Source organism: Sphingobacterium sp. IITKGP-BTPF85, from assembly GCF_001006065.1.
GTDB classification, from domain to species: Bacteria; Bacteroidota; Bacteroidia; order Sphingobacteriales; family Sphingobacteriaceae; genus Sphingobacterium; species Sphingobacterium anhuiense.
Genome location: NZ_ASZT02000019.1, coordinates 1 through 21,832 on the forward strand (window position 1 = coordinate 1; position 21,832 = coordinate 21,832).

Annotated in this window: 22 protein-coding genes; 18 read left to right on the forward strand and 4 right to left on the reverse strand. The window is 34.8% G+C overall.

Translation table 11 applies throughout. From position 1 onward, the window contains the following. The 3 genes from L950_RS05830 to L950_RS32140 all read left to right on the forward strand — a co-directional run. Positions 1 to 408, forward strand: a 408-nt coding sequence (locus tag L950_RS05830; RefSeq protein ID WP_037525983.1) for a DUF6266 family protein, incomplete at its 5' end; no start/stop codon positions are given. 420 nt (positions 409 to 828) lie between these two features. Further along, positions 829 to 1,239 (forward strand): Rrf2 family transcriptional regulator, encoded by a 411-nt coding sequence (locus tag L950_RS05835; protein WP_021189475.1) that lies wholly within the window; start codon positions 829 to 831, stop codon positions 1,237 to 1,239. Positions 1,240 to 1,286: 47 nt separating this feature from the next. Further along, positions 1,287 to 1,826 carry an NAD(P)H-binding protein gene (locus L950_RS32140; protein ID WP_231576912.1) on the forward strand — a complete coding sequence of 180 codons (540 nt, stop codon included), beginning with the start codon at positions 1,287 to 1,289 and terminating at the stop codon, positions 1,824 to 1,826. A 130-nt stretch (positions 1,827 to 1,956) separates the two neighbouring features. Here L950_RS32140 and L950_RS32145 read toward each other — a convergent pair whose 3' ends face one another. After that, positions 1,957 to 2,166 carry a hypothetical protein gene (locus L950_RS32145; RefSeq protein WP_021189476.1) on the reverse strand — a complete coding sequence of 70 codons (210 nt, stop codon included), beginning with the start codon at positions 2,164 to 2,166 and terminating at the stop codon, positions 1,957 to 1,959. 96 nt (positions 2,167 to 2,262) lie between these two features. Between L950_RS32145 and L950_RS05845 the strand changes: the two genes are divergently transcribed. The 4 genes from L950_RS05845 to bla all read left to right on the forward strand — a co-directional run bounded on the left by L950_RS05845 (position 2,263) and on the right by bla (position 5,266). Further along, positions 2,263 to 2,916 (forward strand): CatB-related O-acetyltransferase, encoded by a 654-nt coding sequence (locus L950_RS05845; RefSeq protein ID WP_021189477.1) that lies wholly within the window; start codon positions 2,263 to 2,265, stop codon positions 2,914 to 2,916. A 373-nt stretch (positions 2,917 to 3,289) separates the two neighbouring features. Beyond that, positions 3,290 to 3,676 (forward strand): VOC family protein, encoded by a 387-nt coding sequence (locus L950_RS05850; protein WP_021189478.1) that lies wholly within the window; start codon positions 3,290 to 3,292, stop codon positions 3,674 to 3,676. Positions 3,677 to 3,698: 22 nt separating this feature from the next. Beyond that, on the forward strand, positions 3,699 to 4,058 hold the full coding sequence (locus L950_RS05855; protein WP_021189479.1) for a DUF2200 domain-containing protein: 360 nt from the start codon (positions 3,699 to 3,701) through the stop codon (positions 4,056 to 4,058). A gap of 299 nt (positions 4,059 to 4,357) precedes the next feature. Beyond that, complete coding sequence (gene bla, locus L950_RS05860; RefSeq protein ID WP_021189480.1) at positions 4,358 to 5,266, forward strand: class A beta-lactamase, subclass A2; 909 nt, start codon at positions 4,358 to 4,360, stop codon at positions 5,264 to 5,266. Here the strand turns inward: bla and L950_RS05865 are convergent. Then, positions 5,261 to 6,253 carry a 2-hydroxyacid dehydrogenase gene (locus L950_RS05865; protein WP_021189481.1) on the reverse strand — a complete coding sequence of 331 codons (993 nt, stop codon included), beginning with the start codon at positions 6,251 to 6,253 and terminating at the stop codon, positions 5,261 to 5,263. The two genes, bla and L950_RS05865, sit on opposite strands and share 6 nt — an antisense overlap. A 401-nt stretch (positions 6,254 to 6,654) precedes the next feature. Here L950_RS05865 and L950_RS05870 point away from each other — a divergent pair, with 401 nt between their 5' ends. The 7 genes from L950_RS05870 (at position 6,655) to L950_RS28470 (ending at position 15,744) form a co-directional block, all read left to right on the forward strand. Further along, positions 6,655 to 7,179 carry a sigma-70 family RNA polymerase sigma factor gene (locus L950_RS05870; protein ID WP_021189482.1) on the forward strand — a complete coding sequence of 175 codons (525 nt, stop codon included), beginning with the start codon at positions 6,655 to 6,657 and terminating at the stop codon, positions 7,177 to 7,179. A 134-nt stretch (positions 7,180 to 7,313) separates the two neighbouring features. Next, positions 7,314 to 8,258: a FecR family protein gene (locus L950_RS05875; RefSeq protein WP_021189483.1), complete on the forward strand. Its 945-nt coding sequence runs from the start codon at positions 7,314 to 7,316 to the stop codon at positions 8,256 to 8,258. A 23-nt stretch (positions 8,259 to 8,281) separates the two neighbouring features. Continuing rightward, positions 8,282 to 9,745: a carboxypeptidase regulatory-like domain-containing protein gene (locus L950_RS32150; RefSeq protein WP_231576913.1), complete on the forward strand. Its 1,464-nt coding sequence runs from the start codon at positions 8,282 to 8,284 to the stop codon at positions 9,743 to 9,745. An 88-nt stretch (positions 9,746 to 9,833) separates the two neighbouring features. Continuing rightward, positions 9,834 to 11,603 carry a SusC/RagA family TonB-linked outer membrane protein gene (locus L950_RS32155; RefSeq protein ID WP_231576914.1) on the forward strand — a complete coding sequence of 590 codons (1,770 nt, stop codon included), beginning with the start codon at positions 9,834 to 9,836 and terminating at the stop codon, positions 11,601 to 11,603. An 11-nt stretch (positions 11,604 to 11,614) separates the two neighbouring features. Continuing rightward, a complete protein-coding gene (locus tag L950_RS05885) occupies positions 11,615 to 13,384 on the forward strand; it encodes a RagB/SusD family nutrient uptake outer membrane protein (RefSeq protein ID WP_021189484.1) in 1,770 nt (589 codons plus the stop codon). A gap of 349 nt (positions 13,385 to 13,733) precedes the next feature. After that, on the forward strand, positions 13,734 to 14,684 hold the full coding sequence (locus L950_RS05890) for a sensor histidine kinase (RefSeq protein WP_021189485.1): 951 nt from the start codon (positions 13,734 to 13,736) through the stop codon (positions 14,682 to 14,684). Positions 14,685 to 15,576: 892 nt separating this feature from the next. Next, positions 15,577 to 15,744, forward strand: a complete 168-nt coding sequence (locus L950_RS28470; RefSeq protein ID WP_156169556.1) for a hypothetical protein — start codon at positions 15,577 to 15,579, stop codon at positions 15,742 to 15,744. 123 nt (positions 15,745 to 15,867) lie between these two features. Here L950_RS28470 and L950_RS05895 read toward each other — a convergent pair whose 3' ends face one another. Continuing rightward, positions 15,868 to 16,728, reverse strand: a complete 861-nt coding sequence (locus L950_RS05895; RefSeq protein ID WP_021189489.1) for an RNA polymerase sigma factor RpoD/SigA — start codon at positions 16,726 to 16,728, stop codon at positions 15,868 to 15,870. A gap of 373 nt (positions 16,729 to 17,101) precedes the next feature. Here L950_RS05895 and L950_RS05900 point away from each other — a divergent pair, with 373 nt between their 5' ends. Then, positions 17,102 to 17,344, forward strand: coding sequence for a helix-turn-helix domain-containing protein (locus L950_RS05900; protein ID WP_021189490.1), 243 nt, complete (start codon positions 17,102 to 17,104; stop codon positions 17,342 to 17,344). A gap of 13 nt (positions 17,345 to 17,357) precedes the next feature. On the opposite strand, the gene fmt is transcribed toward L950_RS05900, so the two are convergent. Further along, on the reverse strand, positions 17,358 to 18,182 hold the full coding sequence (gene fmt / locus L950_RS05905) for a methionyl-tRNA formyltransferase (RefSeq protein ID WP_316930549.1): 825 nt from the start codon (positions 18,180 to 18,182) through the stop codon (positions 17,358 to 17,360). Between the two features lie 187 nt (positions 18,183 to 18,369). Here fmt and L950_RS05910 point away from each other — a divergent pair, with 187 nt between their 5' ends. The 3 genes from L950_RS05910 (at position 18,370) to L950_RS32165 (ending at position 21,831) form a co-directional block, all read left to right on the forward strand. Further along, positions 18,370 to 19,590: an ABC transporter permease gene (locus tag L950_RS05910; RefSeq protein ID WP_021189492.1), complete on the forward strand. Its 1,221-nt coding sequence runs from the start codon at positions 18,370 to 18,372 to the stop codon at positions 19,588 to 19,590. Positions 19,591 to 19,702: 112 nt separating this feature from the next. Then, positions 19,703 to 20,689: a cation:proton antiporter gene (locus L950_RS32160; RefSeq protein ID WP_231576915.1), complete on the forward strand. Its 987-nt coding sequence runs from the start codon at positions 19,703 to 19,705 to the stop codon at positions 20,687 to 20,689. Beyond that, positions 20,662 to 21,831, forward strand: coding sequence for a hypothetical protein (locus L950_RS32165; protein WP_231576916.1), 1,170 nt, complete (start codon positions 20,662 to 20,664; stop codon positions 21,829 to 21,831). The genes L950_RS32160 and L950_RS32165 overlap by 28 nt, the downstream gene beginning before the upstream one ends. Position 21,832 lies beyond the last annotated feature (1 nt).

Here is a 21,832-nt window from a genome sequence, read left to right on the forward strand (position 1 = left end):
TCTTATAATTTGAACGAAGCAGTTATTCAGAAAGAAGACGATTTTGTAGTTGACTGGCAGAAATTTATGATTGCCAAAGGAAGCCCGAATCCCATCACTTCCTATACAATGGATTTCGATCAAGAAAATCAAGTGATTCGGGTTACTTGGGAATATGATGTTTATCTGGAGAAGAAGTTTAACACCAGGTCTTACGATTCCTTTTTAATCCTGTATGATGCAGAAGATAATGGGGGGGAATATCCACTTTTGATGAACGACTCGAAAGACAGCTTAATATCTGGCAAACAAAATGTTAAAATTCCGAAACATAAAAAGGAAGTGACGTATGAAGTGTTTATCTTTTTTGTAGAGAGCTATGGTGGTAATAATACAGACAGTATGCATTTGGGTAAGATAAAGGTTTGAGCGGTATCAGGTGTCATTATTCCAGGGTGAATGTATACTGGAGGTACGACCTTTGAAACAGATTTAATAAATTAAAGAAACCCGTTGTGCATTATGATTTAGGGCTATAAAGAAGTTATTCATTACTCTGATAATCAGTAAATTGCTTTTACGACAAAACGATTTAGAATGAACAACCTATTCGCAAATTACGAAAGAATATTGGGAGTTTTAAGAGTAATATCAATAATTTAAAAATTAGCACTATTTAAAATGCAGAACGGGTTATCTCTAATAATATTTCATTAGGATAATCTAGACCTAAGTCTTGTTGTGGAGCTCATGCTATTTTTATGATTTTTTCCGGGGAATTGTCATTTCAAATTCAATTGTAATAAAATTTGTTACAATATAAAAAATATTCCTAACTTTGTTGATGATATGAATAATACAAGATTTTCAACAGCTATACATATATTAACATTGCTGGCTGATAGTGGAGAAAATTGGGTGAACTCGGATTGGATTGCAGGTAGTATTAACACGAATGCTGCGATGGTGCGGAAAGAACTAAGTGCATTGCAAGATGCAGGGTTTGTCATAGGACGTAAGGGCAAAGAGGGAGGTTCTCGATTAAATAAGCCAAGTAGTCAAATTTCATTGGCAGATATCTATGTGGCAGTGAAGAATACTGAAGTGCTAGGTAAAAAGAATTTAAATACGAATCCGCAATGTCCAGTCGGTAAACAGATTAATAAGGAGTTAGATCAGCTTTATTCTGATACCGATCAATTGGTGATTAATTCGTTAAAAGGGCTGACATTGGAAAATTTCGCGAAGAAATTTCGTTAGTTTTTTTTGCTTTTAAATGTAACAAAATTTATTACAATATAGGATTTATGAAAATAGGAATTACAGGTGCTACTGGACATCTAGGACGTCTGGTAGTGGGAAAATTAAAAGAAAAGACTGCAAGCAACAATTTAGTTGCATTAGCGCGTGACACTCAAAAAGCTGGTGACTTAGGTGTCGAAGCACGCTTATTTGATTATAATAAACCGGATACTTTGGTCGAGTCATTGAAAGGAATTAATCATTTATTATTGATATCAGGAAATGAAATTGGACAACGTCAGGCGCAACATGAAAACGTTATCAAGGCGGCCAAAGAGACGGGAGTAGAATGGATTGTATATACGAGCCTGTTACATGCTGATAAATCTTCATTGGTGTTGGCAAATGAACATCTACTAACTGAGGAAATCCTAAAATCATCGGGTGTGCCTTTTACTATTTTGCGCAATGGTTGGTATACTGAAAATTATACCGCTTCTGTTCCTACAGCCTTACAAATGGTGCATTATTTGGTAGTGCAGGAGAGGGGAAAATATCATCTGCAACGAGAGCTGATTATGCTGAAGCGGCAGCGGTTATTTTAACCAGTGCAGATCAACAAAATAAGATATACGAGTTAGCAGGTGACTATGCTTACACCTTAGCGGAGTTAGCTGAAGAGATTTCAAGTCAAACAGGAAAAGTTATTCCATATAAAAATTTAAGTGAGTCCGATTATGCGAAAGCTTTAATAGAAGCAGGTTTACCTGAAGAATTAGCAACTGCTATCGCAAGTTTTGATAAAGGAGCTGCAAATGGTGATTTGTATGATGATGAAAAACAGTTATCTACTTTGATCGGTCGTCCAACAACTTCGCTGACTACTGCTGTCAAAGCAGCTTTAGCAGGATAAAATTTAACATATTTCTTTAAAAGGAGTATCATTATTGATACTCCTTTTTTTGAGAACTACTTCCTATATCATATTCATATCGTACCCTATTTGAGAATATTTTATAAATTGCATAAAAAGATTCTAGAATGAGTACAAAACAAGATCAGATTAAGCATTGGTCCCGTGTTGAATATTTGCACGAAACTCATACCAATCCCAATATTCATATTAAGGGCAACACAAGTTATTACAGTAACGCCTGGACTGGAAATTTTGAAGAATGTGTAGTTCGTTATTTGTATGGAGATGTGTACAGTCTAAATCAATGGGAACCTGCCTGGGTAATAGATCAGTTATATATTGGTTCGTATGTGTGTATTGCAGCTGAAGCTGTAATATTGATGGGGGGAAATAATACGCATCGTTCTGATTGGTTTAGTTTATATCCTTTTGTTGAATCTATCGTAGAATCGTATCAAAGTAAAGGAGATACTGTAATTGGTGATGGTGTTTGGATAGGGATGCGTGCTATGATTCTTCCGGGTATTCAGATTGGAGAGGGTGCTATTATTGCTTCAGGAGCTGTTGTTACAAAAGATGTTGCGCCCTATAGTGTGGTTGCTGGAAATCCGGCAAAGCATATTAAGTTTAGGTTTCAATCGGATACGATTATTGCATTGCGTGATTTAAAAATTTATGATTGGGATGAGGTGAAATTTAAACATTTACAGTCATTTATATGTGGAAACGATATAGAACGATTGATAGAGGAAGCATGCAAATATGAAGCCTCCCTATAATATTTAGTTTGAAATTGTTGAAGTTATTCTCTTGTAGCGTTAACATAATTTGTAAAAATTCATTTTTCTTAAAAAAATGATTCTCTTCCAACAAGTGGTTATAGTTGGTGATAGCATTAAATAAAACTTCTGGGTTCTCATCTTGATATTGCTCAAAATTGAAGTATAGAACTTATTGGATATATTTTAAGAATGGAAAAATGTTTATAATTACGAATATGAGCTAGCAGTATGCAACTTGCAATAAATTACGGAGATCAATCTGAGTAAAGAAATAGTACGAAACATATTATTGGACCTATTTTTTTGTATATTTATTCTAATAAAATGAGCGATAATTTCTAGCATTTTATCACTAATTGAAATCCTAAATATGAAAAAAGTAACTGGGCTTGGAGGTGTGTTTTTTAAATGCAAGGATCCTCAAAAGATGAACGACTGGTATGCCAAAAATCTAGGTTTGGAAGCTGGTGAATATGGAGCAACTTTTAAATGGCGCGACCTTGATGATCCATCGGTTAAGGGGTCAACAGCATGGTGTACATTTCCTCATGAATCTGAATATTTTAATCCTTCTGTAAAGCCCTTTATGATCAATTACCGTGTCGAAAACCTTGTTGCGCTGGTTGAGGAATTAAAAAAAGATAATGTCACTATCGTAGATGAAATTTCGGAGTATGATTATGGAAAATTTATTCATGTATTGGATCCTGAAGGTAATATCATTGAACTCTGGGAACCAATTGGGGATCTGGAATAGCATCGTCAAATAAAATAATAGTATGAAAAGTACCGCTGGACATGATGAACGAATAGCAAAAATGATATTTGCATCGGTTTATCCTCATTATCTCGAAAAAGTTGAAAAGAAAGGCAGGACAAAAGAGGAGCTGCATCAGGTTATAAAATGGTTAACCGGTTTTGATGAACAACAATTGCAGGATCAAATTGATCAGAAAGTAAATTTTGAAACATTCTTTGAAAATGCACATCTTAACGTTAATGCCAGTCTTATTACTGGTGTAATCTGTGGTTATCGTGTAGAGGAAATTATAAATCCTCTAACACAGAAAGCTAGATATCTCGATAAGATCATAGATGAATTAGCAAAAGGAAAAAAAATGGAGAAAATTTTGCGATGAGTTTGTTAATTATTTGTATATTAGATTGTTGTAAATGATGATTGTTTCTTTATTTTATTGAAGCTAACTCAATATATAATAAGTAAAGCCGTTTGCATTCGTGTAGACGGCTTATTTTTAATAACCTGACTTGATGTTAACAGTGATTAATAAAAAATAATTTTAACTTTACAGTTGGTCGACGACTGTGATTGCTTGCTATTATCAATAGTAAGCAATCAAAATGAATGAGGATATATAGATAGGTTAACTGTTATCTATTCTTCCTAAAATATCAGAACATAAATGATTTAAATCTCATGGGAAAACTCTTACAAATTGCATTCTTTTCATTACTATTTACTATAACTGCCCATGCACAAAGTATAGAGGGGTTAAGAAAAAATATTCAGCAGATCATGCAGAACAAAGATGCTGTTGTTGGTGTAGCAATAAACGGCATTAATCATAGTGATACATTAGGTGTAAATGCCGATAGACGACTTCCTATGCAAAGTGTTTTTAAATTTCCATTGGCGATTGTCATGTTAACAGAAATCGATAAGGGTAATTTTAAACTTGATCAAAAGATAGAAATTACAAAGCGTGATCTTACACCAGAAATTTGGAGTCCAATTCGGGAAAAATATCCTACCGGAACAACGCTTACGATAAAGGAAATTCTGGAATATACAATCACTTTAAGTGACAATGTAGGGTGTGATGTTCTTTTAAAACTTCTCGGCGGACCTCAGGTTGTAGAAAGCTATTTCGCAAAAAAAGGATTTAAGGATATATCGATTAAAATTAATGAAAAGACGATGCAAAGTAATTGGGATAAACAGTTTTTGAACTGGTCAACACCCAAAGAAATGAATCGAATTTTACAGACCTATTATGTGAATAAGAATAATTTGCTTTCGATGCCGATGTATGATTTTTTGTGGACAACTATGAAGTCTACTAATACAGGTCTTAAACAATTGAAAGGACAACTTCCTGATCAAACAGTTGTAGCACACAAGACTGGCTCATCTGGAACTAATAAGAAAACTGGAATAACGGCTGCACTCAATGATGTTGGAGTTGTTTTACTTCCAAACGGTGAGTACTTTGTGATCAGTGTCTTTGTAACCCATTCGAAAGAAAATCAGGAAACGAACGAACGTATTATTTCAGATATAGCTAAAGCGGCTTGGGATTTTTTTACAGGAGCTAATCAATTATAGTAATACTTCTGGATCAGTTGTTCCTTTTTTTATCAAATCATCAATACTTTTCAGTGTTCTTTGAGATATTTGTTCTAATGCTTCCTCTGTGAAAAAAGCCTGATGGGCAGTAACCAAAACATTAGGGAAGCTCAACAATAACTGAATGGTGTCATCGTCAATAATTGTTGCCGATAAATCTTTAAAGAAAAGTTTCTCTTCCTGCTCATATACATCAATACCAAGAAGGCCTATCTTTTTAGTTTTTAATGCTTGTATTGCATCATTGGTATTAATCAGATTACCTCTGCTAGTATTGATTATTGTGACACCATATTTCATTTTATCAATAGATTCTTTGTTAATTAGATAATGGTTGTCTGCTGTAAGAGGGCAGTGCAGCGATATGATATCAGATTCCATAAAGAGTGTTTCCAATGCGACATATTTTACACCTAGGTTAATCAACGTTTCATCAGGGTATAAATCATACGCAATAACCTCTGCTCCGAATCCCAGCGCTATTTTAACAAATGCTTTTCCTATTTTACCGGTTCCAACCACACCAATTTTCTTTTGGTAGAGATTGAATCCCAATAAACCGTTTAATGCAAAGTTTTGTTCACGCACACGATTATAAGCCTTATGAGTTTTTCTGTTTAAGGTCAATAGCATAGCCATTGCGTGTTCTGCTACAGCTTCTGGTGAATAAGCAGGGACACGGCAAACTTGAATATCAAAATCTTTAGCAGCTTGTAAATCAACATTATTGAATCCCGCGCATCTCAAAGCAATGTACTTAACTCCTTTTTTTGCAAGAGTTTCAATGACATTTCTATTTAGTTTGTCATTTACAAAAACGCATACTGCATCTTCATTTTCAATTGCATTTACGATATGAGGTCCTAGATGTGTTTCAAAAAAATGAAGTTCAAAACCATATTTTTCATTTTCTTTTTCGAAGAATTCTCGATCGTATGGCTTGGTTGAAAAGAAGGCTATTTTCATAACATATATTTTATATAAACTTAAGTAAATTTGCCAGTATCTACAATGATTTCATTAAGTTAAATGTCACTACTACCATCAATTTCCTTTTCAATCGATACTTTTTAAAAATTCGTAAGTATATGTTTACGTTTCTTTGTTATTGAAAATGTAATTTGAATATTTTTTTCTATGGATACATATATATTCAATTATTGATCTTTATTTTATTCTAAAAGGCGATTAAATTGATTCATTTAGATGTTTTATGGTTTTAAATTCTTTAAATAATGGTTTAAATAAAATTTACTATCCCTTATAACTCTGTTTAGTGTTTGATTTTATTTGTTTTTAATCAATTGTAACATAATTATGAATAATTGGTATTAATAGCTATCTTAGTTTCGGCACTAACCTAAGATATGTCTAACCAAACCTTGATCTCTACCGCAGAATTTGAGCATATTTATGAAAAATGGAACCGAAAAGTCTATCAATATGCTTTAAGCAAGACTTCTTCCACTTATATTGCCGAAGAAACTGTACAACGTGTATTTATCAAGCTTTGGAATAATATTTTTCAAAAGAAAGTGCATGTAGAAATAGAAGCTCAACTATTTTGCATCGCTCGTACCACACTTTTGGATATTGTGAAAGAAGAAAGGAAGAGGCAAGATCTATTGCATATAAAAGTTGAAACTGATCAAGTTCCCACACCGTCAGAGTTATATCGCTTAAAGGAACTGAATGAACGGTATGAGGACATCGTGTCAAGAATGCCAGAATCTAGAAGAAAGGTGTTCATGATGAGCAGGTTCGAAAATTTGACTTATAAAGAGATCGCAGAAAGATTGTCGATTACACCCAAAACCGTTGAAAATCATATCGCTTTGGCATTAAAAGTTTTGAAAAAGATGTTTGTGTTTATCGTTCATCTATTTTTTTAAAAATCGGCTTGGGGGTAAGTGACGTTTCTACCGTATTCTTATTATATGAAGATTACGAGAGAACTTATCAATCGATACCTAAAGAATCAATGTTCGGCTGAAGAGGCTGCTTATCTGGAAGATTACATAGCACATTGGGAGAATCTCTTGATCAGCTATTGTCTAAAGAAGAATGGGATCTTACCGACGAAAATTTAGATTATCCCAATCAGCAGGAAATCAAAGATAAAATATTCGCTTTTGCTAAAAAGCAAAATGTTTTAAAATATAACAGGAAATTAGTTCGCATTGTATCTGCTGCGGCTGCTGTAATTGTTTTTATTCTTGGGTTTTATATGAGCTTAAATCCATTTTTAAATCAACCTGCGCCAGAGGTTAGGAAAATAGCTGCTATTAAGGATCAGACTGAAGAGATAAGTAATCTATATTACATAAATTCAGGCAATGACAATATGTTATTAACGGCTAGTGACGGATCTGTTATTACACTTTATCCGCAGTCTGAAATCAAATATGCTGAAGATTTTAGTACCCAGCAGGAGAGAGTGCTGTACCTGAAGGGGAAAGCAAAATTTGAGGTTGCCAAAGATAAATCCAAGCCATTTCGTGTACATTCCAACGGTGTAGTCACTACAGCTTTAGGAACGGTTTTTAGTGTTGATGAATTGCGATCTACTCAAACGCAGATCAAATTGATGGAAGGTAAAATAGAGGTGAAAGCTGTGGATCATCAGAGAGGGAAAGAATTAGTGCGGACCTTTTTGCCACACGAAGAGATTACCTTGGATCATCGTGAATTAAAGGTTGTCGAAGAGATAAAGACTCATACAATAGGAACAGATCGAGGTGGTCATTTTCTTCAAAATAACCAGATCATCCAGTTTAAAAATATAGCCCTAGAGGATGTTTTGACAATTCTGATGCAAAACTATGACATCAAGTTGCAATACGATAAATCATTGATCAGTAATAAATTTTACAGCGGAACTTTTACGAATAAAACGAATGTCTTTGAAGAAATTATCAGAGAAATTAACTACTTACATCATGCCGGTATAAACTACAACAATCCACAATAATAAACAATTAAACCAAACAAATTATGAGCAACTTTTTATCTAAAAAGCATCAGTTTCAAACTGTGCTGCTACTTCGATTTAAAAGTCCACGTACTAACTGGCCCCTTCGACTCGGAATGTTGGGATTACTGAGTATGGGATTTCATGTGGGGTACGGGCAGTCAACAGCTTCTGTAAGTGGAGTTGTCAGGGATGGAAGTAATAATCCCATCAGTGGCGCTACTGTAAGTATTGAAAATCTGTCTACGAAGTATAAACAGATGAATACGACGAATGCAGCAGGAACTTTTTCGTTTGACCGTATTCCAGAGGGGCAGGGATACGAAATTAAAATCAGTTTTGTAGGTTTCAAGACCAAAGTACTTAGTAACTATAATATTGATTCAAAAGATAAAGTTGCTATTACTGTTGCTCTAGAGCAAGAACAGGAAAGTTTAGAAGAGGTTGTAGTAGTTGGTTATGGAAAGCAAAAAAAAGCAAATATTACAGGTTCAGTGGCTTCGGTCAATGCCGAACAATTAAAGAATATTTCGCCTTCTAACCTTTCTAATGCCTTAGCTGGACGTGCCGCAGGTATAAATGTTACGAATACTTCGGGTATGGCGGGAGCTTCCTCAAGTCTACGCATTCGTGGTAGTTTTGCCGAACCTTTGTATGTGATTGACGGAATTGTACGGGATAAAGCGGCATTCGATGCTTTGGAAGCCAATGAAGTGGATCAGATGAGTTTTTTGAAAGATGCCGCAACAGCTGCGGTCTACGGGACAAGAGCGGGTAACGGTGTTGTGGTTGTCACAACTAAAAAGGGATCAGCTCAGGAGCCTGTATTTAATGTGCAAAGTAATTATAGTTTTGGTGCTCCTACTCAAACGCTTTTAGCAGATATTACGACTGCGGCTGATGAACTGACTTATCAAAATCGGGTATCTCAATTTCTTTGGGAAAATGGCTCTAGAACAGAACCATGGGTAGCACCTAATGGACAGGCTGAGTTTGATTATTTCAAGGATAAGGACTATAGTGTTAATGATAATATCTGGAGAAACCCTTTTAGTCACCGACAATCGATCTCAGTGTCGGGTGGTGGAGACCGAATTACCTATTATAATTTAGTCAGTTATCGTAAAGAAAATGGATCTTACAAATCATTGGATCATGAAAAATTCAATTTAAGGAGTAATGTCAGTGCCAAGATTACGGATGATTTTACGATTGATGTTAATATCTCGGCCAATCAAATCAATTCCAAACGTTTTTATTGGCCATTTAGTACTTCCGCTAATGATGATGATTTTGATGTGTCAGATTTTTATCGCGTAACATTCAATTGGCCTAAAATGTATCCGTTTTATTTAAACGCAGATGGATCTCCAAGTAATTCTCCAACAGCATATCCTGTTCAGACACCCATGGGGAGCTGGCAAGCCTGGAATGTGATTGACCAAGTAGTTGGGAATCGATATATCGATCGTAAGTTCGTCAGGTAAACCCAATCATGACGTTGAATTATAAGTTGGATAAACTCATAGAGGGCTTGTCTACAAAGTTGTAGGTAGCTATCTCGCTGAAGATTATATGCGTAAAAGATTTATGACCTTCCAAAAGAACTATACATTTACTTCTCTGAATCCGGATGGAAATAGGTTTATACCTGCACCACCTTCCGAAGACAAAGTGAATATTTTTACTTTTAGTCAGGCACAGCCTTTTATGGATTATTCTCCTCAGCGGGATTGGGAATATCAGGTCAACTGGTTTTTGAATTATAACCGTAAATTTAATAAACATGCCATTGATGCGTTGTTGGTCTATGAACAATTTAAAGCTGGTGGAACCTATGTAACATCCCGTGCTGAAAATCCAATTGTTAGTATTGATCAAATGTTTATTTACCCGACAGATCGTAATTTTAGAGCTACTGATGCGTATGAAACTATTAATTCTAGAAGGGGATTTATCGGACGTGCAAATTATAACTACGCAGATAAATATATCGCTGAATTTTCATTTAGATATGATGGTTCGCCCTTATTCCCCGGCGATAAACGGTGGGGATTTTTTCCATCCATGTCAGCTGCTTGGCGTGTGTCGGAAGAACAGTTTTTCTTAGATATTAAAAATACGGTGAGTGATCTAAAGTTAAGAGCTTCATATGGAACAACAGGGAATGATCTTGATGTTAATGCGCAAAGGATCGGGCAATTTTTGTATCAGGAAAAATATAGGCCTGCGGGTGGCTACATGTTTGGTGATCGTTACTATAATGGTATTGCCTATGGTGATACACCTACACAGAACCTGACTTGGACGACATCCAAAAGTGTTAATATCGGTTTGGATTTTGGTTTTGTAAATAATAAACTAAGTGGCTCAATAGATGTGTTTAATCGTAAGGAAACAGATATTTTAGGACGGCGTACTTTGAAAATTCCTGATAATTATGGACGGTCATTGGCTCCGGAAAACTATGCTGCTCGAAGTTATAAAGGTGGAGAGGTATCTGTTAATTGGAATGATCGTGTGGGTGAAGTAGGTTATGGAATCACAGCTAATATGGGGTATGCAAAAGATCGTTGGGATGTCTATGATGAAGAGCCTGCATTTGCTGTGGGGGGAACGCGCAATTTCGAATCTCGAATAGGAAGACCTGAAAATCGAATCATCGGCTTTGAAGCTGTGGATCTTGTTAGAACACAGGAGCAATTAGATGCACTGAAGAGCAGTGGGTTTAAAACATATGGTCGTGATCCATACTTAGGTATGATTTTGTACAAAGATATTCGTGGAGCTAATTATTCTGAAAGCCCAGATGGTAAGATCGATGATAATGATCTGACGTTGCTTTCCGAAAATAATACTCCACGCATCAATTACGGTTTTGGGCTAAATGCAAACTGGAAAGGTTTTTCTGTTTCAGCTTTATTGCAGGGAGTACTGGCATATGATCGTGTTATAAGTAATTTGGAAGGTGGGGGAATTCGTCAGCATGGCGGTACTTTTCGACCGTATTATCCTATCTGGGCAGGCGATGTTTGGACAGCAGATAATCCACAGGCAGATTATCCGAGAGTAGTAGGTTCCAACTGGCAGGAGTCGGGAACAGGTGCTTCGAGTTTTTGGATTCGTAATGGTGCATATTTGCGCCTAAGAGATTTAAATATATCCTATAGTTTACCGCAGTCAATTACAAAGTCGATGAAAATAAACAGTGTGAATGTATTCTTTAATGGAACAAACTTATTTGTGCTTTCTCCTATGACCGAGTTTCATGATCCGGAACAGAAAATGTATGATTCCTATCCTGTTATGAAAACATTTACCTTGGGTTTGGATGTTAAATTTTAATTGAAAAAACTATGAAAACGATATTTTATACCCTAATAGCACTTTTAGTTACAGTAGCCTCTTGTAAAAATGTGTTAGATATTGAAGATCTTAATTCACTTGACGAAAGCAAGGTATGGAACGATCCGAATCTTGTGAATGCCTATATAACGAATCTTTATCCCATGTTTGGAAATTGGAATGCTTCAGCGGATGCCAATTCAGAGCAGTTAATGGGCATATCTTTTCCTTTGGATGCTATCACTGTTAACAATGCCGCTTATAAATCTTGGGATTATACAACTATCCGTAGAATTAATACTGCAATTCAAAAAGTAACCGAAAGTGCAGGATTAAATGCAGATGTAAAAAATGCTGTTCTTGGGCAAGCTTTATTTATGAGAGCATATATGTATTTTAATATGGTTCGATATCATGGTGGTGTACCCTATATTACTGTACCGCAGGATTTGGAGAAAGATGATTTAGAAACACCTCGTAACACAACGAAGGAATGTTTTGATTTAATGATAAAAGATCTAGATCAGGCAATTGCCTTATTGCCGCCTATGATTGCCAAAAGTTCAGGAGATTATGGTAGAATCGATGGGAATTTTGCACTATCTTTTAAAGCTAAGGTTTTATTGTACAAGGCTTCCCCTCAATTTAATCCAACTAACCCTTATAATAATGTGTATTGGGCAGAAGCGCATGCTGCAAATAAAGCTGCCTATGATAAGTTAAAGGCTGATGGATATAATTTGACTCCAGACTATGCTAACATTGCTTTGCAGGAGAAGGGATCTGAAGTGGTTTTTGCTGTAATCAATTCGTATCCGAATAAAGTGGCGAGTTGGGATAATGGAGTGCGCCCGGGTTCTGAAAGTAGAGGCGCAGCAGGTGCAGTTCCAACATGGGATTTTGTCAAGTCATTTCCCATGAAAGATGGTAAGGTTTTCTCAGATCCGACAGGTAAGTATTTTAAAACGAATGAGCAGTTTTTACAATCTTATTGGGAAAATAGAGATCCTCGGTTCGACAAATCTATTGTATGGAATGGCAAGATTTACGAAGTTTCTGGGAAATCAGGGAAACGTCAATATACCTCTGTGGGTATAGCCGCAGATCTGGATAACTTTGGTATTAATCCTAAGGCTAAAACACCATCAGAAAATCTGAATCGATATAGTGGATTTTTTATACTTAAAAATTCAAAGTTATCGCTGAAGCAAACAGAAGTAGAAACTCAATATGATGTGGATTTTGTACTGATGAGATTTGCGGAGGTTATGATCAACTATGCTGAAACTGCAAACGAAACCGGGGATTTTAATACCGCATTAACAATTCTAAAACAGATCAGGATGCGTGCAGGTATTGAAGCAGGAAGTGACGGAAATTACGGTATTACCGCTATTGACCGTACTCAGATGAGAGATGCAATTTTGGCAGAACGGAATATTGAGTTTTGTTTTGAAGGACATCGTTTCTGGGATCTGAGAAGAACTCGAAAATTGAATATACTTAATAATACGACCAAATATGGTGTAGAGGCTATTGCTATTCTTAGTAATGGAGCTGAAATGGATTTGGATGAGGCCGCAAATCTTGCCAAAACTTATCAGCTTAAGGAAAATCAGTTTAAATACAGTGTTTTACAAGTTCCAAATACGGGAAATAAAGTAAATCTTGTACCCGATACTTATTACTTTTTTCCATTAGCTCAATCTGTGATTGATAAAAATCCTAAAATATCACAGAATAAAGATTGGGGTGGAACTTTTAATCCTACTCTAGAATAATATGAAGTCTTATCATATGCTTGGCGATAGTAAAAATAAATATTCATTATAGTACTTTAAAAAAAGTAATTACTGTCGAGAACTCGAATTTATTAATGTACGATCTCAAAGGTCTTCTGTATAAATACAGAAGACCTTTCGTATTTTTTATTGAATTCATGCTATTTAAGAAATTGTTATAGATATTGAAACATACTTGGAACTCAAAAATACTTATATTTACTTGTTAGGTATTTTTAGATTTTTTTAAAAAACCACAAAACATCTATCTTTTGTAAAAGTGCTTCATGTAATGGTGTTTTTATTGATCAATTATTTGATCATGAAAGATATTAGGGTATGAGAAATTATGGAAAGTCAAACAATTATTACAATTCTGATAACCGGGATTATTGTGAGTAAAATTATTATCGGATTTTTACTCTATGAATTGATTCGGAAAAATCGCATTTTAAAGCGGGAAAAAGTCAAACTTTTAGGTACTAATATAGCACTTGAAGAGCAGGCTGATCAAATTAAAAAGTATAATGAAGAATTGAAGGCTTCCGAACTTTTTAAGATCAAGGTATTGTCAATTGCTTCACACGATTTAAGAACTCCTTTTATTTCAATGAGTATGTTGTTGAATGCCGTTGACTTATCGCTTATGTCAAAACTTGATATGGAACAAGTTTTAATGCAATTAGGATCAGAACTCTCTCATTCACAAAATATGTTGGATGAGGTGCTTTTATGGGCAGAATCTCAGCTCCGTGATAACTTAGAAAACAAGGAAACGTTTAATATTTCTCAACAGATTCAGCATGTCTTGTTGTTATTTCAAAAAGATTTAATGTCAAATAATATTTCTTTAGAAGAGAGTCTTCCTAAAGATGTTTATTTGTATATGAGCAGGGATATATTTTCTTTTGTCATTAGGAACATTGTTAGTAATGCCGTCAAGTTTTGTAAATATGCCGGTAAAATTACTTTAGGGGTTTCGGAGATCAAAGGAGATGAATTGTTGTTATATATAGAAAATGAAGGAATAAATATGCCAGAATCGACTGTTGAAAAGCTTAATAATAGAAACAGTTGGGATCATAGAAAAGCTGTTAATGGTACAGGGGCAGGACTTGGGGTTTCATTATGTAAGGATCTTCTGCAACGGGTAGGAGGTAAAATTTATTTTGAAAACATCAGTAATGTTGGGACGATTGTTTTTATTTCTTTTCCAATACATACGATTACTGCTCTTGATGATGAAATTATAAATAAAGAAAATAGCAACTTTATGAATGGTTTTAAAGAACAAAATTAGGTTTGATTCTTTCCTGTTTTTATTCGTTTAATTTATTTTTTGTGATCCAATAATTATTTTTAGTTCAGAAATAGAGTCATTTATTTTTTGTACTCCAGCAGTAATGTAATTATTCTTGCTGTAGGCTTCATACAAATCTATGCTGTTTAATAAAGAATCTTTGACGAAAATTCGATCACGTTCCTTTGATGGAAATTTTGGTAATAGGCCATTTGCAAATTTAACTTTTGAAAAATTTGAAATTTCATATTTTTCGAAAGTATGATTAGCGTTCTGCTTATCCTCACCTTCATTTTGTTGAGAGAAAATAAATTTTAAACCAAGCTGTTCATTTGTAAAACAAATTTTCTGTTCATAATCGTCATCTTTAGAAAATTCTATACTATCGTATTCACTATAAGAGAATAAAGAATCTCTTTCAAATTCTATGTTTTTGATGATGCAAATACAATAAAATCTTCAATTGTGGATTTCTCAAATTCAAGGTCTAATACAGACCAATCTTTTTTAATGGTTATTATCTTAGATGCGGTAGTTTCCTTTGAACAACTGTATAAAAAAATAGATACTATAAAAAGGATAACTGCTTGTTGCATATTTGCTTTTATTGTTAAAATTGTCTGTTTTATATTTTATAAAGATCGTGCTAATTTATAATTTTCAAAATCCCTGATTTCAGTTATATATGCTATCTATTTCTTAAAGAATTTATAAATAATAGCAAGTAAAATAATGCAATATGAATTTGATCATATCGATCAATTTAAAAAGTTGGGAGAATTATCTTTAATCGGATAATTTTTTAAATTACTATATCGTGTTCTATGGGCTGGGATGTCTGCAAAAGTATATTTGGCACGTTATTAGTCTTTTATAATAAAACGTAATTATTATGAGAAAGATTTGTTTAGTATTGCCCCTTATTTGTATGGTATTTTTGACTTCTTGTTACACGACAAGAACCGCTGGAAATAGCGGTAAAGTACCTCCTGGACAAGCCAAGAAAGCTGTTGGAGCAAAATCTGCGAAACCATTTGCACCTGGTCAAAGAAATAAGTAAATAGGATATAATTAAATAATGGTGTTCAGTACGTTTACAGTGAATAGCAATGACTGTGTTAGTCTAATAGAACAAAAAATGCGCAGTTTTTGGCTGCGCATCTAAGAAATACTGTTAATACTATTAACCTAAATAAGATTTTAAGATCTTGCTACGAGATGTATGACGTAAGCGTTGTAAAGCTTTGTCTTTGATCTGGCGGACACGTTCGCGGGTAAGATTGAATTTTTCACCGATTTCTTCTAAGGATAACTGGTGGTTTGATCCAAGTCCGAAAAATAATACAATTATTTCTCTTTCACGCTCTGTCAGCGTTGACAGTGAACGTCTGATTTCCTCAGATAAAGATTCATCGATAAGGGAACTATCTGTATCTGGATCATGATTCTCTAATACGTCTAATAGGGTATTTTCTTCCCCTTGCACGAATGGTGCGTCCATAGAGACATGTCTTCCAGAGTTACTTAATGTATCCGAAACTTTATCGACTGTTGTTTCAAGGATGTCTGCTAATTCTTCTGGTGAAGGCTCGCGTTCATACTCTTGTTCTAATTTAGAGAATGCTTTACTAATTTTACTTAATGAACCGACCTGGTTCAAAGGTAAACGCACAATACGAGATTGCTCTGCAATAGCTTGAAGGATTGATTGACGAATCCACCATACCGCATACGAGATAAATTTAAAACCTTTTGTTTCGTCAAAACGCTTAGCTGCTTTTATTAAGCCCAAGTTACCTTCGTTGATTAAATCACCTAAGGTTAATCCTTGATTCTGATATTGTTTTGCTACAGATACGACGAAACGCAAGTTGGTTTTAGTCAATTTCTCCAAGGCAACTTGGTCACCTTCGCGAATACGTTGTGCTAATTCAACTTCTTCTTCTGCTGTAATTAAGTCTACTTTACCAATTTCGTGTAAGTACTTGTCTAACGACTGTGACTCACGATTGGTAATCGATTGTGTAATTTTGAGCTGTCTCATTAATTATATTAATACCTTTCTTCTCTGAAATGTTTGCAAAAATACAAAATAAAAACGAATTATTTTAATATTTGTTGTTGATATGTGATTATATCTTGTTGATTATGAGGAATTTTATTTACTTTATAACGCAACAAAAATTATTCCAAAATGACTGAATTCGGTCATAATAGTGTTTGAACTTCTAAATAAATATGTAATCATTTGGTAATGAATGCGCTTTGCTTGTGTAACGGAATTGCGACTAAGAATAGTATTGAAAAACTAAATTTCTAAAAAAAATGATACATTTGATTCTACAAGAAATTAAATTTTCGATGACCAAAACTTTTTTATGAAATACATGTTTTTCAATAAACATATAATTTTGATTATGCCAATTATTATACATTTAGACAAAGTAATGCGCGATCGCAAAATGTCATTGAATGAGCTTAGTGCTAGGGTAGGCATCACACTGTCAAACCTTTCGATTATTAAAAATCAAAAAGCCAAAGCATTGCGTTTGGATACTTTGGCTTCTATCTGTCATGCATTGCATTGCCAGCCAGCAGATATCATGGAATATGTCGCGGATACGGCTGAGGTAACGAAAGAGGAGGAGCAAAGCGACTAAAAGCGGTACCCTCTTAAGAAGTCAATGATTTCCATTTTTTCTTACCTTCAATCTGTAATTGCTTTACGCTGATATAGCCGTTATTGCCTGCAAATTTAAGATAAGTTTTTCCATCCGTTTTATAATCTCCCTGTGCAATATCTGGGGTTGCATATTCTTTGGATACTGCATATAGTTTTAATACTTTATTATCTAGGCTGGTAAAGGCTGCTGGATAGGGGCTTAGGCCACGAATCAAGTTATAAATGCTGTCGACATCTTTTTTCCAGTCAATTTGGCAGTTTTCTTTAAATATTTTAGGCGCATGTTTTAATTCACTTTCCGCTAATAAGTTGCTCTGTGCTTTTGGTGTAAGTGTATTATTTTTTAAACCTGCTATAGTTTTGAGCAGTATTTCAGCTCCTGTATGCATCAGTTTATCATGCAAAATTCCGGCATTGTCATCTGGTGCAATTGTAACTTCTTTAGATAGTAAAATACTTCCTGTATCAATTTCATGTTGCAATAAAAATGTGGATACTCCAGTAACTTCTTCCCCGTTGATGATCGCATGGTTAATTGGTGCCGCGCCACGATACTGAGGTAATAACGATGCATGGACATTGATCGTGCCGTAAGGAGGCATTTTCCAGACAGCTTCTGGTAGCATTCGGAATGCTACGACTACTTGTAAATCTGCTTGGTAAGATCGCAATTCTTCTAGAAAATCAGCATCCTTTAATTTGACAGGTTGTAATACGGGTATATTATGAGCTTCAGCATATACTTTAACTGCAGATTGATGAAGTTTTTGTCCTCGACCTGCTGGTTTGTCAGGTGCTGTTATGACAGCTACAATATTTCATCAGATTGCACAAGTGCATCTAATGAAGCGACGGCAAAGTCCGGGGTTCCCATGAATATGATGCGCATAATAGACTATGTTTTTGTTGTTTTAATACTGAGATGATGGAAACAACAGGAATAAAATAGGCTGCTTCACATTTTTTTTTAACTTTGCGAAGTTACATAAATAATTTAAAAGCTTGAATTTTCCATACTTTTTAGCCAAGAGAATCACTTTTTTAGGAAAAAGAACTTTTTCCAAATTGATTGTGCGCATTACTATAGGAGCAATAGCTCTGGCAATTGCTGCAATTATTCTCTCTGTTGGTGTATTGCGAGGATTCAAATCGGAAATTACAGCTAAACAGCGTGGTTTTTTTGGTGATATCATGGTCTTGCGATACGATCTGAACAATTCCTTTGAAAACTCACCCATTGCTTTAGATTCTATTCAGTGGGATTCGGTTAAAAATCATCCAAATGTAGTTAGTGTAAATTCTTTTGCTACAAAACCTGGGATTATCAATGTTAACGATGAGGTGGAGGGAGTTTTATTAAAGGGTGTTGATATCAGCTATGATCAAAATTATTTAAAAAAGATATTGGTCGAGGGTGATACTTTAAATCTAAAACAAAAAGATGGAGCTGGAGAACAAATTTTGATATCTAAGTATCTTGCCAATAGGTTGATGCTAAAGGTTGGTGATGATTTTATTATGTATTTCGTTCAACAGCCTATTCGTAAGCGAAAATTTGAGATTAAAGGAATTTATAACTCAGGTTCTGAAGAATTGGATAAGGTTTATGTAATAGGGTCTTTAGATTTAATTCGTAAACTTAATAATTTAGATAGTACAGCTGTGGGGGGGTATGAGGTTCGTATTCAAGATTTTTCAAAGCTACAACAAACAACTGATGAGCTTGATGATCTGGTCCCAATGGATATGCATGCTATAAGCATCCGTGAACAGGTGCCAGATATCTTTCAATGGCTAGATCTTCTAGACATGAATACTACTATTATTTTTATATTAGTGACTTTAGTTGCTATCATCAATATGGTCTCGGCTTTGCTGATTACTATTTTAGAGCGTACCTCAATGATCGGTATTTTAAAAGCACTTGGTTTTCATAATAATGGAGTTCGTCGTGTTTTTATGTATAATGCGCTCTATTTAATTGGTTTAGGTTTATTGTTGGGTAACTTTATAGGATTGGGTTTATATTTCTTTCAAGATTATACTCATTTTTTCAAATTAGATGAGCAAACTTATTACATCTCTTATGTAGCTGTCAAGTTGTTTTGGACGGATATCATTTTAATCAATGTTTCGCTACTAATTATTGGAATGTTAGCTTTGTTTATCCCTTCTCTATTGATCACTAAAATCAGCCCAATTCGCGCGATTTCTTTCAAATAAATAAGTGCTTTAATTGTAGTTCCGAAATAAATATTTTACTTTTAGAAGTTTGATAAGGGGATTTCTGCCAGAAATCTTACTCAAATGTATACTAGATTTAGCTTATATATTTATGAATAGAAACGTATTAGATCACTTATCGCATGCTTTCGAAGCACCTTTAAAAAGTCCAGTACTCATTTTCGCGCTCGTCTTATTTATCATTTTATTATCGCCCATTTTATTACGTTCAATTAAAGTTCCGGGCATTATAGGTTTGATTATTTCTGGTGTTGTCATTGGTCCGCATGGACTGAACTGGTTGGAGAAAAACTCTGCAGTGGACCTTTTCTCTACGATAGGTTTGCTTTATATTATGTTTATAGCTGGTCTGGAACTGGATATGAATGAGTTTAAAAAAACCAAGCATAAGAGTTTATGGTTCGGTTTTTTCACGTTTATTATTCCTATTGCTATCGGTTTCCCGGTCTGTTTTTATCTTTTGGATTATGGTATTTTAGCCAGCATTTTGATTTCCAGTATGTTTGCTACTCATACATTGGTTTCTTATCCGATTGTAAATAGTTATGGTATTTCTAAAAATGAAGCTGTAGCTATTACTATAGGTGGAACTATATTAACGGACACTGCTGTTCTGATTATTTTGGCAGTAATCACCGGAGCTTCTCAAGGGAATATCGGACAGGAATTTTGGGTTACTTTAGGTGTATCTTTCGCAATTTTCCTTTTTATCATGTTTGGTGTCATTCCTCGCATTGCGAAATGGTTTTTCGAACGTATTGAAAGTGAAAAAACTTCGCATTATATTTTTATTTTATCAATTGTTTTCTTTGCCGCATTCTTGTCTGAAATCGCGGGGCTTGAACCAATTATTGGTGCTTTCGTTGCAGGATTAGCGTTGAATAAGTTAATTCCGCATTCGTCCGCCCTGATGAATCGTATTGAGTTTATTGGAAACGCGATCTTTATTCCGTTTTTCTTAATAAGCGTAGGTATGATCGTGGATGTCAGTGTGCTGCTACGCGGACCGGAGGCTTTAATTGTTGCGGCAACACTAACAGTTGTTGCATCTTGGGTAAATGGGGAGCCGCATGGATGACCCAATTGGTTTTTAAGTATAGCTCAGGACAGCGAAATGTTATTTTTGGTTTGAGTAGTTCACACGCCGCAGCAACTCTTGCTGTGATCATGGTCGGGTATAAAAATGAGATTATCGATGAAAATGTGTTGAATGGTACAATCTTATTGATTTTGGTAACCTGTATTGTTGCAACTATTGTGACAGAAGGGGCATCGAAAAAAATAGTAATGGATGGAGATCAGGACGAAAGCCATATCAATATTGTGAAGGAACATGATGAACATATTCTGATACCATTAGCAAATATGGAGAACATGAAACCGCTTTTGGATTTTGCTACATTGATGCGAAGCAAAAAATCACATTATCCAATAAGTATTGTTTCCGTCGTTAAAGATAATGAGCAAGCGGAAAAGAATATGGCAATAGCGCGTAAAAATTTGGATAATATTGTAAAATATGCCTCTGGTAGTGAAACCGAAGTAAGTATTGCTACTACGATTGATTATAATATTCCTAGTGGAATTAGCCGTAGTGCAAAAGAGGTGATGGCTGACTGTATTCTATTAGGATGGCCAAGTGCAAGTAATTTTGTAGATAAAATTGTTGGTGAGAAGTCTGAAAGTATTTTAAACCGTACTTCTGCAAATGTTATGATGTGCCAATTTAAGAAGCCTTTTATTACACATAATAAAATTATTGTATTCGTACCACCTTTGGCCCAATCCGAATTCGGATTCGAATATTGGGTAGAGAAAGTTCTTAAATTAGGACAGGAGCTTACAATTTCGGTCACTTTTGTGTGTGATAAACGTACTGAAGAGGCCACTAAAATATTTCTGGAAGAAATTAAAAATTCAGTTCCTGTTAATTTTAAGATCTATGATGATTGGGATCATATGCAGGGGTTAAAGTCATTTAGAGAGGATAATGCATTTTTATTTTATGTTTCATCGCGTTATGGTGAGGTATCTTACCGTGATTCTTTAGACGGTTTGGCAAAGAAATTGGAACGTATTCATCAGAATGAAAATGTGGTCCTTGTATTTCCGAGTCGGGTGGACAATCAACATATTGATGAATATGAAGATGTGCAAGCGGCTCCGATCTTCAGAAAGATTAGTAAAGAAATTGGAAACATGTTCAATAAAGATAAATAAA